We start from the raw sequence: 14,855 nt of genomic DNA, 5'->3' as shown, positions 1-14,855 counted from the left end.
ATCCGGGCAAACTGCCGTGTTTCATTAGCCCGGTAGCATGAACCATTATCCGTCAGCCACTCTACTGGAGACGCCGGAAGCTCGTTGCCGAAGCGGCGTTCCACCGCTCCCAGCATGACGTCCTGTACTGTTTCACTGTTGAAGCCGCCCGTAGTAACCGCCCAGTGCAGTGCCTCACGGTCACAGCAGTCCAGCGCGAACGTGACTCGCAGTTTTTCTCCGTTATCACAGCGGAACTCGAACCCGTCAGAGCACCATCGCTGATTACTTTCTTTCACAGCCACTCTGCCTGTATGTGCCCGTTTCGATGGCGGTACAGCAGGTTTTCGCTCAAGCAACAGCGCATTCTGGCGCATGATCCGGTAAACACGTTTGGCATTGATCGCAGGCATACCATCAAGTTCTGCCTGTCTGCGAAGCAGCGCCCATACCCGACGATAACCATACGTGGGCAGCTCTCCGATAACATGGTGTATACGGAGAAGCACATCCGTATCATCAGTGTGACGACTGCGGCGGCCATCCATCCAGTCATCGGTTCGTCTGAGAATGACGTGCAACTGCGCACGCGACACCCGGAGACAACGGCTGACTAAGCTTACTCCCCATCCCCGGGCAATAAGGGCGCGTGCGCTATCCACTTTTTTGCCCGTCCATATTCAACGGCTTCTTTGATTCTTTGAGGAGTTCATTTTCCATCGTTTTCTTGCCGAGCAGGCGCTGGAGTTCTTTAATCTGCTTCATGGCGGCAGCAAGTTCAGAGGCAGGAACAACCTGTTCTCCGGCGGCGACAGCAGTAAGACTTCCTTCCTGGTATTGCTTACACCAGAGAAATAACTGGCTGGCTGCTACACCATGTTGCCGGGCAACGAGGGAGACCGTCATCCCCGGTTCAAAGCTCTGCTGAACAATTGCGATCTTTTCCTGTGTGGTACGCCGTCTGCGTTTCTCCGGCCCTAAGACATCAATCATCTGTTCTCCAATGACTAGTCTAAAAACTAGTATTAAGACTATCACTTATTTAAGTGATACTGGTTGTCTGGAGATTCAGGGGGCCAGTCTAAGGTGCACGAATCCTAGAGGCAGAATGTTTCTCCACATGCTTGTGGAGAAACCGCCGCATTTTGCCCGTTCTGTACGATACACCGTAGCCAGAGATAAGATATTCTGTTGCTGTATGCTACATACATTACACTATACGAAATCAGGTCTGTTCAATCAGTAAGGAAATAAACGGACAAACGTTATGTAACCCAGACAGAGATATATTGTCTGGGAAAATAGTGGCTTTTGTGGCGAAAACTAGTAAAACAGCAACCCGAACCACTTGATGTGCATCGTTTTTGATTATTCCCGTATACTCTTGCAGAAGGAGTTCTCCGTCGGGCTACTGTCATGGTTAATGCGGGGAATATGGCGACAATACAACATACCTAAAAGAGTAATGGACAGATGAAGCGGTTTATTCATTTCCCATGATTCTGAGTACCTACCAAGTCTGAGTAACCACTTTTATACTTTTAATTTTCGTTCATTTAGCTATCGTTTAATTATTATCACATAGGATTCTGCCGTTTTTAACAATGCAGGATAATAAGATGAAAAAAATGTTATTTTCTGCCGCTCTGGCAATGCTTATTACAGGATGTGCTCAACAAACGTTTACTGTTGGAAACAAACCGACAGCAGTAACACCAAAGGAAACCATCACTCATCATTTCTTCGTTTCGGGAATTGGACAAGAGAAAACTGTTGATGCAGCCAAAATTTGTGGCGGTGCAGAAAATGTTGTTAAAACAGAAACTCAGCAAACATTCGTAAATGGATTGCTCGGTTTTATCACTTTTGGCATCTATACTCCGCTGGAAGCCCGGGTATATTGCTCACAATAGTTGCCCATCGATATGGGGAGCTCATCTGCACTGTTCATTAATATACTTCTGGGCTCCCTACAGTTGTTTTTGCATAGTGATAAGCCTCTCTCTGAGGGAGGAAATAATCCTGTTCAGCGATGTCTGCCAGTCGGGGGGGCTGCATTATCCACGCCCGAGGCGGTGGTGGCTTCACGCGGGGATGGGCAGATTGATCTGATATGCAACCGACGACGACCAGCGGCAACATCATCACGCAGAGCTTCATTTTCAGATTTGGGCCACCTTTTGATTTCTCGTTTAACTTTTGCAGTCACCAGACTGTGATTTATTTTAACAAATCAATAGCTTTCATAAAATTCTCGAAGCTGAAAGCTTAACTGAACCAACCAGCCTGGCTGGTGTTTTCTAAAGACAAAAAGGCCATCAGCAAAACACTGATAGTCTGAATCACCTTTATCAATCATGTATGAAGAAAATATGCGCAATTAGTTGACAGTGATTATCATTTTCATTAAAAAGAGCGCGTAGCATTCTTATTTCATGAGGAAATTTACCCGCCAACAACCTGAGTAGCGAAAGCTGTTCATCCCCAATATTTTTGCTGGCGGGTTCTTTTTTCTACTGTCCTCCTCCCCAGAGGAAGCATTCCCATTAATCATTACTGGCGAGGAGGCAAGAGAAAAAGTCGGTTCTTTGTCCCTAAATAACAGCATCATTTCAGTCCATGCAAAATCTGATTTACCAGCTCACATAATAACCTGATGATACACAGTGTAAGTTCACAGAGATATTGCAATTGCCTCCGGATAAGTAAGGGGAGATTGCACTATGCAAATGCAGCACCTGAGGTTGGCTATCCTAAGCAGCCGATTATGCGTTGAGGCTTTCAGTGATGGCTGATATAGCAACAATGAGAATGAAGGCTCTGCACTTCTGGGATAAACACGGTATTTCTGCAGCTTCTGAAGCCTTTGGCGTATCCTGCCGCACGCTTTACTGGTGGCGTCAGTTACTGATCAAGGGAGGACCTGAGGGGCTAATCCCGCACAGTAAGGCACCTCTGGTGCGACGAAAAAAGCACTGGCATCCCGATGTGCTGAAAGAGATTCGACGCCTCAGGACAGAGCTGCCGAACCTCGGTAAAGAGCAGATTTTTGTTCGCCTGAAGCCCTGGTGCGCATAACGCCATCAGACCTGCCCGAGTGTTTCCACCATCGGCAGAATGATCGCCACCGCACACGATAAAATGCGGATGATACCAGTACGTCTGAGCTCGCGGGGTAAGGCTCTGCTTGTCAAAAAGCGAACCACCCCCCCCCCCGCAGGCCAAAGCACTACCGTCCGGTAAAGACAGGAGAGCTCATTGGGATGGACGCCATTGAGCTCAGAATGGGTGAAATGCGTCGCTATATCATTACCATGATCGACGAACACAGCGATTATGTACTGGCGCTGGCTGTGCCGTCGCTCAACAGTGATATCGTCAATCACTTTTTCAGCCGTGCAGCCCGGCTGTTCCCTGTCGGTATCAGCCAGATCATCACAGATAACGGGAAAGAGTTCCTGGGAAGCTTTGACAAAACGCTGCAGGAAGCCGCCATCAAACACCTCTGGACCTATCCCTACACGCCAAAAATGAACGCTATCTGTGAACGTTTTAACCGGGCATTAAGAGAGCAATTCATTGAATTTAATGAAATTTTACTCTTTGAGGATCTGGCGTTGTTTAACCTGAAACTGGCGGAATATCTGGCGCTGTATAACAGCAAAAGACTCCACAAGGCGCTCGCACTAACGACGCCCGTGGAATATATTTTAAAAGAGAACAAAAATTGCAATATGTGGTGGACCCATACACAGCAAACGCACAGGCCGCCCCGGTTGGGTAGATATGTGGGATGGCTGGTTCAGACTTCAGGATATGGTTGAGGCTGGTGATGAAGTCTCTTTATCAGGAGATCTGATCAAGAGACAGCCGCGCAGGGGGATTCACTATGCTGGATTCTTTTAACAAATTCTCCGCTAACCAAAAAATAGACTTTTTGCATTCGTAAATGCGTTAAGAGATAATTTTTAAAGTTCCATCAATCTCCCGGCCAGTTCGTCTCGCGGCATTACTCACTATCCGCACAACTTCAGTAAGATCATGACTTTTTCAATCGTTATCTGTTGACCAAGCTTTGAAACCACTAGCGTCCCGTCAACCTGACCTGGAATCGTCGAGAACCGCCCATAGTTGTGAATTGGCTAGAGTGTGATGGAAAGCAACGCTAAACGACCTAGTCACACATTCTCTTTTCCCTAACAATGACCATTTAGTGAAATAACGTATCCAAAATGATGACGTGAAAGCCTGATACTGGCAGCGAAAAGCCGAAAAAACTCACCTGGTCAGGAGCAAAAATCGGATTATTCGCCAACAGCGTAATATCAGCAGTAGTTCTCGACACGCTTGCGCTATAGACAGAGGATGAAACGCTGCTGGTCGGAGTTCTCTATACATTTTTGGCGACGGCAGAACCGCTCACCAATGCCTTAACGTCTATCAGCCTTCCGGTGAGTTGGAACAGCATGCTCAGCGTTTGCAAGATATTCTCCACGGTCTGTAGCAGCGTAGGTTTCAATTTAAATATCCCCAGATAGCCCTCTGGGAGCTTCCCTTTTTATTAAGTTTTAATTACCGTTGCAATAGTTAAATGATATTGGTAATTATTATCATTAGCATTTGTGTCTGTGTTGTTTCTGGTAAGGCTGAAAGGGAACAAACATCGCCTGTACAACGGCGTTTTTACTTACAGACCAGCGAAGGCGAGACTATCAGGATGATGCATCGTGTGTCTAAGAAATCACGGTTCTTTCCAGATTCGTTGTTCGGTCTAACACTGCACAAATGCGTCAGAACATCCCGGCGTAGCTGTCCGACGCCATTTGGGCTGTTCAACAGGACAATGGCGCGTAAGCGTTAATGGAAGTGGGGATACGGAGTTCCCTGTTCACCTGTGTATGTCACGGAAAAGTCTCTGACTGAGCTGTCCATAACGCTGGTGAAGCACAAATGGCGCAGCATCTGGTAAAGCAGGTTTAACGAAAAGTCGTGTCCTGCTGCTGGCATATGAGTGCGTCGACTGCCTGATTTAGATCGTCAAGCGGAGAGGGATTTTCTCATGCGTATTTTGTTTGTAGGCCCGCCTCTCTATGGGCTGTTGTATCCTGTGCTGTCTCTGGCGCAGGCATTTCGCGTTAACGGTCATGAAGTGCTGATCGCCAGTGGAGGACAATTCGCACAAAAAGCGGCAGAGGCCGGGTTGGTGGTGTTTGACGCCGCACCCGGTCTGGATTCCGAAGCTGGTTACCGCCACCATGAGGCACAGCGGAAAAAAAGTAATATCGGAACCCAAATGGGCAACTTCTCATTCTTCAGCGAAGAAATGGCCGACCATCTGGTGGAGTTTGCCGGACACTGGCGGCCTGACCTCATCATCTACCCTCCGCTCGGAGTCATCGGGCCGCTGATTGCCGCCAAATATGATATACCGGTCGTGATGCAAACCGTAGGCTTCGGCCATACCCCCTGGCATATCAAGGGTGTAACGCGTTCGCTCACGGACGCCTATCGTCGCCACAATGTGGGGGCCACACCACGTGATATGGCCTGGATCGACGTAACACCGCCGAGTATGAGCATTCTGGAAAACGACGGTGAACCCATTATTCCGATGCAGTACGTCCCGTATAACGGTGGCGCGGTGTGGGAACCATGGTGGGAGAGAAGGCCCGAGCGTAAACGTCTGCTGGTGAGTCTCGGCACTGTCAAACCGATGGTTGACGGCCTTGATCTAATCGCCTGGGTTATGGATTCTGCCAGTGAGGTCGATGCCGAGATCATCCTGCATATTTCAGCCAATGCGCGGTCCGATTTGCGCTCGCTGCCGTCAAATGTTCGCCTGGTTGACTGGATACCCATGGGTGTCTTCCTCAACGGCGCAGATGGTTTCATTCATCATGGCGGAGCAGGCAATACCCTGACAGCGCTACACGCTGGTATTCCACAAATCGTCTTCGGCCAGGGAGCCGATCGCCCGGTAAATGCCCGCGTTGTTGCCGAACGCGGCTGCGGGATTATCCCTGGCGACGTCGGCCTGTCGAGTAACATGATCAATGCTTTCCTCAACAATCGCTCACTTCGCAAAGCCTCTGAAGAGGTAGCAGCGGAAATGGCGGCGCAACCCTGCCCAGGTGAAGTGGCGAAAAGCCTGATCACAATGGTACAGAAAGGGTAACCACTACACCTTCATGATAATCATATGCCAGCACCCATCCAGGAGTCATGCATCCATAACAATGCGGGACCGGAGCGTGCTGGCTTTTTTGCGGAACGATCCGGCCAGTGGATCGTATTTTACAGACGGAGGAGGCTTAATGCCTGCGAATCACACTCCCACACCGGCTCAGTCATGGATAGTTCGCCTAGCGCGCGTGTGCTGGGAACGTAAGAAACTTAGTGTCATCGTGGTGGTAGCGTCAGTATCGACTATTTTGCTGGCTGCGCTGACGCCACTGCTGACAAGACAGGCTGTGAATGACGCACTGGCGGGCAATCCGGCCCGCCTGCCGTGGCTGGCCTGCGGGTTACTGTTGATCGCTTTTTTTGATTTCATCGGTAACTATGTGCGCCGTGGTTATGCCGGGATGCTCTCACTCTGGGTGCAGCATACCCTCAGAGGACGGGTATTCGACAGTATTCAGAAACTTGACGGCGCAGGCCAGGATGCGCTGCGCACCGGGCAGGTGATTTCACGGACCAACAGCGATCTGCAGCAGGTGCATACCCTGCTGCAGATGTGCCCGGTGCCGCTGGCAGTGTTCACTTATTACATTGCCGGCATTGCCGTGATGCTGTGGATGTCCCCTGCCATGACGCTTATCGTCGTGTGCGTACTGGTATGCCTGGCGATCACCGCGCTTCGTGCGCGTCGTAGGGTCTTCGCGCAAACCGGGCTGGCCTCGGACCAACTGGCGAATCTCACCGAACATATACGCGAGGTGCTGGCACAGATCTCAGTGGTAAAATCCTGTGTGGCAGAGATGCGTGAAACGCACTGGCTCGATAGGCAGTCGCGGCAGATTGTGCGTGTACGCATCGGTGCGGTTATCTCGCAGGCGATGCCTGGGGCCACCATGCTGGCGCTACCGGTGCTCGGGCAAATCGTCCTGCTGTGCTACGGCGGGTGGTCGGTCATGCACGGGCGGATCGATCTCGGTACCTTCGTTGCATTCGCCAGCTTCCTCGCGATGCTGACCGGGCCAACCCGCGTACTGGCATCGTTTCTGGTTATCGCACAGCGCACTCAGGCGTCCGTGGAGCGGGTGTTTGCACTGATCGACACCCGTTCACAGATGGAGGACGGGACGGAGTCGATTAACAGTCAGGTTGTCGGACTGGAACTGGAGAATATGAGCTTTGACTACCACCATGGCGACAGACATATCCTCAGCAATATCTCCTTTTCCCTGCGCGCCGGTGAAACCGTGGCGGTGGTGGGCGCATCGGGTTCAGGAAAATCGACCCTGTTGATGCTGCTGGCGCGTTTTTATGATCCCTGCTCCGGAAAGATATGGCTCAACACCAGCGAAGGCCGACAAAATCTTCGCGATATCAGACTGGAGGCGCTTCGTCGCCGGGTAGGCATCGTATTTGAAGATGCTTTTCTGTTTGCCGGTACGGTGGCGGAAAATATCGCCTATGGCCACCCTCAGGCAACGGCGGACGACATTCGCCGTGCGGCAGCTGCTGCAGGAGCCAGCGATTTTATCAACGCCCTGCCGAAAGGCTTCGATAGCCTGTTAACCGAACGGGGTACGAATCTTTCCGGCGGGCAGAGGCAGCGAATAGCGCTGGCGCGGGCGCTCATTACTGCACCGGACGTGTTAATCCTGGATGATACCACCTCAGCGGTTGATGCTGTTACGGAAGCGGAGATTAATACCGCGCTGGGTCGCTATGCTGACGAAGGGCATATGCTGCTGGTGATTGCCCGACGGCGTTCAACACTTCAGCTAGCCAGCCGGGTTGTGGTGCTGGATAAGGGCCGTATGGTGGATACCGGAACCCCGGCAGAACTTGAAGCGCGCTGTCCGGCGTTCCGCGCACTGATGACCGGCGACAGCGATTTTCTGGCCACGTCCCACAATAGCCACAACGAATTGTGGCCGGCTGAACCAGCGACACAAGACGATGTAACGGATACGGGGGATAAAGGTTTTGTCGCCCGTATGACCCGCGTACCGGAAAATGCAGTACAGCAGGCGCTGGCCGGTAAAGGTCGCAAAGTCACGTCACTACTGAAGCCTGTGGCGTGGATGTTCGTCATCGCCGCTCTGCTGATCGCACTCGATTCTGCGGCAGGCGTAGGGGTACTGATACTGTTGCAGCACGGCATTGACTCCGGTGTCGCCACAGGCGATATGTCGATCATCGGCCTCTGTGCCCTGCTCGCCCTGTGCCTAGTCATTGTGGGCTGGTGCAGTTATTCTCTGCAGACGGTCTTCGCCGCCAGAGCGGCGGAATCAGTTCAGCATTCGGTGCGCTTGCGCAGCTTCGGCCATATGCTGCGTCTTGGACTCCCCTGGCATGAAAAGCATGCCGATTCGCGTCTTACCCGCATGACCGTTGATGTGGACTCTCTCGCCCGCTTTCTGCAAAACGGCCTTGCCGGTGCGGCCACCAGTCTGGTGACGATGTTCGCAATCGCCGCCACCATGTTCTGGCTCGACCCGTTCCTGGCGCTGACGGCATTAAGCGCAGTGCCAGTGGCCGCACTGGCAACCATGATTTATCGCCGCCTCAGTACCCCTGCTTATGCACAGGCACGGCTGGAAATAGGCAAAGTCAACAGCACCCTGCAGGAAAAAGTCTCTGGCCTGCGTGTCGTGCAATCGCATGGTCAGCAGGAACTGGAGGGCGCCCGGCTGCGCGCGTTATCGGAGCGTTTCCGCGCAACCCGTGTGCGAGCACAAAAATACCTTGCAGTCTATTTTCCGTTCCTGACATTCTGCACCGAGGCCTCCTATGCCGCTGTTCTGTTAGTGGGAGCTTCGCAGGTCGCCGCTGGAGAAATGACTGCCGGGGTACTGGCGGCTTTCTTCCTGTTGCTGGGGCAATTCTATGGGCCAGTGCAGCAGTTATCAGGGATTGTCGACGCCTGGCAGCAGGCGACAGCCAGCGGCAAACATATTGATGAACTACTGGCGACAGAAGGCACTGAGCACCTCGGGTCCTCTTCGGTCCTCCCTGTCACCGGTGCACTGCATCTTGATGAGGTCACGTTCAGTTATCCCGACAGTCACGAGCCAGCTCTGAACAAACTTACCCTGACGATCCCAGAGGGAATGGTTGTCGCGGTCGTCGGTCGCAGCGGTGCGGGTAAGTCGACGCTGATTAAGCTGATTGCCGGGTTGTATTTCCCCACGCACGGCAACATCAGAATCGGTGTGCAAATGCTCGATGATGCCTCGCTCACTGAGTATCGTCGCCAGATTGGGCTTGTCGATCAGGATGTAGCACTGTTTAGTAGTGATATTGCAGAAAACATTCGTTATTCACGGCCATCCGCCACCAATGAAGACGTTGAAATTGCCTCACAGCGGGCAGGGCTGTATGAGATGGTGTGCAATCTGCCGCAGGGATTCCGGACACCGGTGAATAACGGCGGAGCCGATCTGCCCGCAGGTCAGCGCCAGTTGATTGCGCTGGCCCGCGCGCAACTGGCGAATGCCCACATCCTGCTGCTCGACGAAGCCACGTCATGTCTGGATCGCACATCCGAAGAACGACTGATGTCATCGTTAACAGATGTCGTGCATGCCGGGAAGCACTCGGCGCTGATTGTTGCACATCGTCTGACCACCGCGCAACGCTGCGATCTGATTGCCGTTATTGATAAGGGGTTACTTGCGGAATACGGAACCCACGAACAGCTGTTATCTGCGGGCGGCCTCTATACCCGCTTATGGCATGACAGCGTCAGCAGTACTGCGCTCCATCGCCAGCACAACATGAAGGAGGAAACCCCGGGATAGTTACTGGACACGTAATGTATTAAAAACACAGTCAGAAGCGGCGGTACCGTGAATAGCCGCTTTAATTATTTATACTGACATCCTTAATTTTTAAAGAGTATGAATGCTGAACATGCAACAACATCCCTCTGCTATCGCCAGCCTGCGCAACCAACTGGCAGCGGGCCACATTGCTAACCTTACTGACTTCTGGCGCGAAGCTGAGTCGCTGAATGTTCCTCTTGTGACGCCAGTCGAAGGAGCGGAAGATGAGCGAGAAGTGACCTTTCTGTGGCGCGCCCGACATCCTCTGCAGGGCGTTTATCTGCGTCTGAACCGGGTGACGGATAAAGAGCACGTAGAAAAAGGAATGATGAGCGCCCTTCCCGAAACGGATATCTGGACACTGACACTGCGTTTACCCGCAAGTTACTGCGGCTCCTATTCGCTGCTGGAAATCCCCCCCGGCACTACGGCTGAGACGATTGCACTGTCCGGAGGCCGTTTTGCCACCCTTGCCGGAAAGGCCGATCCGCTAAACAAAATGCCGGAGATCAACGTTCGGGGAAACGCAAAGGAATCAGTGCTGACACTTGATAAAGCTCCCGCCCTGTCGGAATGGAACGGCGGCTTCCACACCGGACAACTGCTTACCTCCATGCGCATTATCGCCGGGAAATCTCGCCAGGTTCGGCTCTATATTCCGGATGTTGATATTTCTCAGCCCCTCGGGCTGGTCGTGCTGCCCGATGGTGAAACCTGGTTTGATCACCTTGGCGTATGCGCGGCAATTGACGCCGCCATAAATAATGGGCGCATCGTGCCCGTGGCTGTACTGGGCATTGACAACATTAATGAACATGAACGCACTGAGATACTCGGCGGGCGCAGCAAACTGATAAAGGATATCGCCGGACATCTGCTGCCGATGATTCGCGCTGAACAACCGCAGCGTCAGTGGGCAGACCGTTCGCGCACAGTGCTGGCCGGGCAGAGCCTCGGCGGGATCAGTGCGCTAATGGGGGCTCGTTACGCACCGGAAACGTTCGGTCTGGTGCTCAGCCACTCTCCTTCAATGTGGTGGACGCCAGAAAGAACCAGTCGACCAGGCTTGTTCAGCGAAACCGATACCTCATGGGTGAGTGAGCATCTGCTTTCTGCCCCACCGCAGGGCGTACGTATCAGCCTGTGCGTGGGATCGCTGGAAGGTTCGACAGTGCCTCACGTTCAGCAGCTTCACCAGCGGCTGATTACCGCTGGCGTCGAAAGCCATTGCGCAATCTACACCGGTGGTCACGATTACGCATGGTGGCGCGGTGCACTGATTGACGGGATTGGTTTACTACAGGGTTGAGTTGACCCACAAACACTTTCAGGAAACGGTACAGACTTCCTGAATAAATCAAATAGTCACCTGCGGAAAAGGAATAATCATCAGATGTATGCCCGCGAGTATCGCTCAACACGCCCGCATAAAGCGATTTTCTTTCATCTTTCTTGCCTCACCCTTATCTGTAGTGCGCAAGTTTATGCGAAGCCGGATATGCGGCCACTGGGGCCGAATATAGCCGATAAAGGCTCCGTGTTTTACCATTTCAGCGTCACCTCTTTCGACTCTGTCGATGGCACACGCCATTATCGGGTATGGACGGCCGTGCCGAATACAACCGCACCGGCATCGGGTTACCCGATTTTATATATGCTTGACGGTAACGCAGTTATGGATCGCCTGGATGACGAACTGCTCAAACAATTGTCAGAAAAAACACCGCCAGTGATCGTGGCTGTCGGGTATCAGACCAACCTCCCTTTCGATCTCAACAGCAGGGCTTACGACTATACGCCAGCAGCAAAAAGCAGAAAAACAGATCTCCACTCAGGGCATTTTAGCCGTAAGAGTGGTGGCAGCAACAACTTCCGCCAGTTACTGGAAACGCGTATTGCCCCAAAAGTGGAACAGGGACTGAATATCGATCGGCAACGCCGCGGCTTATGGGGGCACTCCTACGGCGGCCTCTTCGTGCTGGATTCCTGGCTGTCCTCCTCTTACTTCCGGTCGTACTACAGCGCCAGCCCGTCGTTGGGCAGAGGTTATGATGCTTTGCTAAGCCGCGTTACGGCGGTTGAGCCTCTGCAATTCTGCGCCAAACACCTGGCGATAATGGAAGGCTCGGCGACACAGGGTGATAACCGGGAAACGCATGCTGTCGGGGTGCTGTCGAAAATTCATACCACCCTCACTATACTGAAAGATAAAGGCGTCAATGCCGTATTTTGGGATTTCCCCAACCTAGGACACGGGCCGATGTTCAATGCCTCCTTTCGCCAGGCACTGTTAGATATCAGTGGTGAAAACGCAAATTACACAGCAGGTTGTCATGAGTTAAGCCACTAAACACTGCCCGCTTTTACGCGGGCAGTACGCCTGAAACACTACGATCAGAATGATGCGGTAACTCCGGCATAGTAAGCCCGGCCTGGCTCGTTATAGGTATTCGCCCCTTCAGAAGATCGGAAGATCTGTTTATTGAGGATATTACTGACGCCGACATTAAGACGCAGATTTTTATTAATATCGTAATTGAAGTTCGTCCCCACCAGTGAATAAGCGCCCAGCTCTTTACCTGACAGACCGCCAGTATCTTCACTGCGGGTTTCCGCATGAGTACGCGGTTTTTGTCTGCCATATAACGTCCAGTTGACGCTGGCAGAAAACGCCTGGGTGATGGTCCAGTTAAGCGAGTTATTGATAGTATATTTCGGGATGACCGACAGAGGATTACCGGTGTCTTTTTGCTCCGAAGTGATCATCCATGTGGCATTGGTATTCCAGTTCAGACGATCTTTCACCAGTGGGAAAGACATACTGGCTTCGATACCGTCCACCAGAGCTTTCCCGCCATTCTGCCACTTGAGGATATATGCGCCTGAAGCGGTTTGCCCGATAACGTTATCCCCGGCCACGATCTTATTCTGGTAATCATTGCGGAAGTAGGTCACACTTGCGTGGTAATCTTCCCAGGTGAACTCCAGCCCAATTTCTTTATTGACGCTGATTTCCGGATCGAGATCTTTATTACCGATCAGGTAGCACCCGCCTGATGTAATATCTTTTGGACAGCCATTGCCTTTCGAGTAGAGCAGATAGCCTTCACTGGATTGATACAGGTTTGGGGCTTTAAAGGTTCGGGCAACCCCTGCTTTGACTTTGAAATAATCGCCCAATTCCTGCGAAAGATTCAGACTGGGGCTGAAGTTCCCGCCGGAGTCGCTGAGATAATCAAAGCGCAGGCCGGGAATGATATTCGTGCCAGGAACCGGCTCAATGTTATCTTCAATATACAGCGCACTGATTTGAGAATGATTTTTACTGCTGCGATCCGCAGCAGAGCCAGAAATACCGCTGATATCACTGTCATTCACCGTCAGGCTGGTAGAGGAAGGATCATCGAGCTTATCGCGGTTCCACTCTGCACCAACGGTCAGCGTTTGATCAACCATCACATTCAAAGGAATATTAAGCTCGCCGCTGGTTCGCCAGGAACTCAGGCGATTGGTCGTAAACTTTTCACCCGCTAAAATACGCCCTTCACCACCGCCGGATAATCCTTCATTCATGCGGGTATTATTGGTTTTCTCGTAATAAACACCAAAGCGACTTTGTCCCCAGTCCCAGATACCATTATGCGTAATGCCATAATTCTGTCGGTACAGGCGGTTCGTCTCTTTGCCGGATTTTGCCAGGCTTTCGGTAACTGCACTGGAAGAACTGTTTTGCGTATCGCCCGCATAGATATTCCCCTGGCGGCTATATCCGGCTTCGAAATCGAGAATCTGCTGCGGATTTAATTTCCACGAGACAACGCCGTTAATATCTTTGTTACGTACCCCTTCATGCCCGGCTGCGTTTTTCGTACCGACCGGAGAATTAATATCCCAACTGTCAGCATCCGTTTTATTCAGGTTACCATACAAACGCGTGGTAAGAGCATTACCAGCCAGAGGCCCACTAAGGCTGAAATTGGCGCGACGCGTAGCGCCCTCATCGCTACTTTCCGGCTGATTGGTGTATAACGACAGCGAACCGTGCCAGTCGTTGGTGGGACGTTTGGTAATGATGTTCACCACCCCCCCGGCTGCCCCCGAACCGTAGCGCGCCGCCGCAGGGCCGCGGATCACTTCAATACGCTCAACCTGTTCCGGTGGCACCCAGTTGGTGTCACCGCGGGTATCACGCTCTCCACGCCAGCTATAACGCACGGAGTTACGTGACGTCACCGGTACACCATCAATTAAAATTAAGGTGTTTTCCGGCCCCATACCACGAATATCGATCTGGCGGTTGTTACCGCGTGTGCCCGAGGCGCTATTGCCGGTAAGATTGACGCCAGGCATTTTACGAATAATATCTGAAAGGTCGTTTACCGGAGGGGTCTTTTTAATATCCTCGCTGGTAATAACCGACACGCCCGGCTGCTGTTTTAATACCTGCTCAGCGGTGGCTTCCACCACCAGAGTCTCGTCATTATCATCGTCGGAGGATTTGGCTACTGATACCTGGCTATTCAACCCAACCAGGAGCACAGTTAGCGACCAGAGGATTTTGTTAATTCTCATACCTATTCCCTAATAAATGCCTAACTTAAAATGTTTGATCGTTAAGCTCACATCCTTGCCAGATATTTTTTACTGCCATTATTGTTTTTATATAAGAATGATAATTAATATCATTTAGCAAAAAAAAAGCAATCCCTCACAAGATAAATATATTGATTTTTCATAAATATCAAATTGATGGTGATGCTGCCAACTTACTGATTTAGTGTATGATGGTGTTTTTGAGGTGCTCCAGTGGCTTCTGTTTCTATCAGCTGTCCCTCCTGTTCAGCTACTGACGGAGTGGTGCGTAACGGCAAAAGCACC

The 14,855-nt window shown here is 51.7% G+C and carries 7 protein-coding genes and 4 pseudogenes; 7 read left to right on the top strand and 4 right to left on the bottom strand.

Annotated features, from left to right (window positions below; all coding sequences use genetic code 11):
• Positions 1 to 972: pseudogene (locus tag ACJHXA_RS22775) on the bottom strand (IS3 family transposase); the annotation flags it as partial.
• 626 nt (positions 973 to 1,598) lie between these two features.
• On the opposite strand from ACJHXA_RS22775, the gene iss reads away from it, so the two are divergent.
• Positions 1,599 to 1,892 (top strand): increased serum survival lipoprotein Iss, encoded by a 294-nt coding sequence (gene iss / locus ACJHXA_RS22770; protein WP_000738422.1) that lies wholly within the window; start codon positions 1,599 to 1,601, stop codon positions 1,890 to 1,892.
• Positions 1,893 to 1,975: 83 nt separating this feature from the next.
• Here the strand turns inward: iss and ACJHXA_RS22765 are convergent.
• Positions 1,976 to 2,124, bottom strand: a pseudogene (locus ACJHXA_RS22765) (Rz1 family lipoprotein); the annotation flags it as partial.
• Positions 2,084 to 2,188, bottom strand: a pseudogene (locus ACJHXA_RS22760) (lysis system i-spanin subunit Rz); the annotation flags it as partial. The pseudogenes ACJHXA_RS22760 and ACJHXA_RS22765, both read right to left, overlap by 41 nt.
• Positions 2,189 to 2,708: 520 nt before the next feature.
• Between ACJHXA_RS22760 and ACJHXA_RS22755 the strand changes: the two are divergent.
• The 5 genes and pseudogenes from ACJHXA_RS22755 to iroE form a co-directional block, all read left to right on the top strand.
• Positions 2,709 to 3,728 (top strand): annotated as a pseudogene (locus ACJHXA_RS22755) (integrase core domain-containing protein); the annotation flags it as partial.
• A 1,310-nt stretch (positions 3,729 to 5,038) separates the two neighbouring features.
• On the top strand, positions 5,039 to 6,154 hold the full coding sequence (gene iroB, locus ACJHXA_RS22750) for a salmochelin biosynthesis C-glycosyltransferase IroB (protein ID WP_001318220.1): 1,116 nt from the start codon (positions 5,039 to 5,041) through the stop codon (positions 6,152 to 6,154).
• A 139-nt stretch (positions 6,155 to 6,293) separates the two neighbouring features.
• Positions 6,294 to 9,953, top strand: coding sequence for a salmochelin/enterobactin export ABC transporter IroC (iroC, locus tag ACJHXA_RS22745; protein ID WP_001111199.1), 3,660 nt, complete (start codon positions 6,294 to 6,296; stop codon positions 9,951 to 9,953).
• A gap of 103 nt (positions 9,954 to 10,056) precedes the next feature.
• Positions 10,057 to 11,286: a catecholate siderophore esterase IroD gene (iroD, locus tag ACJHXA_RS22740; protein ID WP_000933675.1), complete on the top strand. Its 1,230-nt coding sequence runs from the start codon at positions 10,057 to 10,059 to the stop codon at positions 11,284 to 11,286.
• 84 nt (positions 11,287 to 11,370) lie between these two features.
• Positions 11,371 to 12,327: a catecholate siderophore esterase IroE gene (gene iroE, locus ACJHXA_RS22735; protein ID WP_064055648.1), complete on the top strand. Its 957-nt coding sequence runs from the start codon at positions 11,371 to 11,373 to the stop codon at positions 12,325 to 12,327.
• A 44-nt stretch (positions 12,328 to 12,371) separates the two neighbouring features.
• On the opposite strand, the gene iroN is transcribed toward iroE, so the two are convergent.
• Positions 12,372 to 14,549, bottom strand: coding sequence for a siderophore salmochelin receptor IroN (gene iroN / locus ACJHXA_RS22730; protein WP_001222186.1), 2,178 nt, complete (start codon positions 14,547 to 14,549; stop codon positions 12,372 to 12,374).
• Between the two features lie 234 nt (positions 14,550 to 14,783).
• On the opposite strand from iroN, the gene ACJHXA_RS22725 reads away from it, so the two are divergent.
• A partial coding sequence (locus ACJHXA_RS22725) for an IS1 family transposase (RefSeq protein ID WP_001568368.1) occupies positions 14,784 to 14,855 on the top strand: 72 nt, incomplete at its 3' end.

Origin of the sequence: Escherichia sp. WS33, from assembly GCF_046486385.1 — a bacterium.
Classification (GTDB): Bacteria; Pseudomonadota; Gammaproteobacteria; order Enterobacterales; family Enterobacteriaceae; genus ECMA0423.
Note: the sequence above shows the minus strand (reverse complement) of the source record. Positions and strands in the feature narration are given on the sequence as shown.

What these genes read in the sequence shown, in the direction of transcription:
- iss (WP_000738422.1), top strand. Translation starts at nt 1,599, where the DNA reads ATGAAAAAAATGTTATTTTCTGCCGCTCTGGCAATGCTTATTACAGGA.
- iroB (WP_001318220.1), top strand. Translation starts at nt 5,039, where the DNA reads ATGCGTATTTTGTTTGTAGGCCCGCCTCTCTATGGGCTGTTGTATCCT.
- iroC (WP_001111199.1), top strand. Translation starts at nt 6,294, where the DNA reads ATGCCTGCGAATCACACTCCCACACCGGCTCAGTCATGGATAGTTCGC.
- iroD (WP_000933675.1), top strand. Translation starts at nt 10,057, where the DNA reads ATGCTGAACATGCAACAACATCCCTCTGCTATCGCCAGCCTGCGCAAC.
- iroE (WP_064055648.1), top strand. Translation starts at nt 11,371, where the DNA reads ATGTATGCCCGCGAGTATCGCTCAACACGCCCGCATAAAGCGATTTTC.
- iroN (WP_001222186.1), bottom strand. Translation starts at nt 14,549, where the DNA reads ATGAGAATTAACAAAATCCTCTGGTCGCTAACTGTGCTCCTGGTTGGG.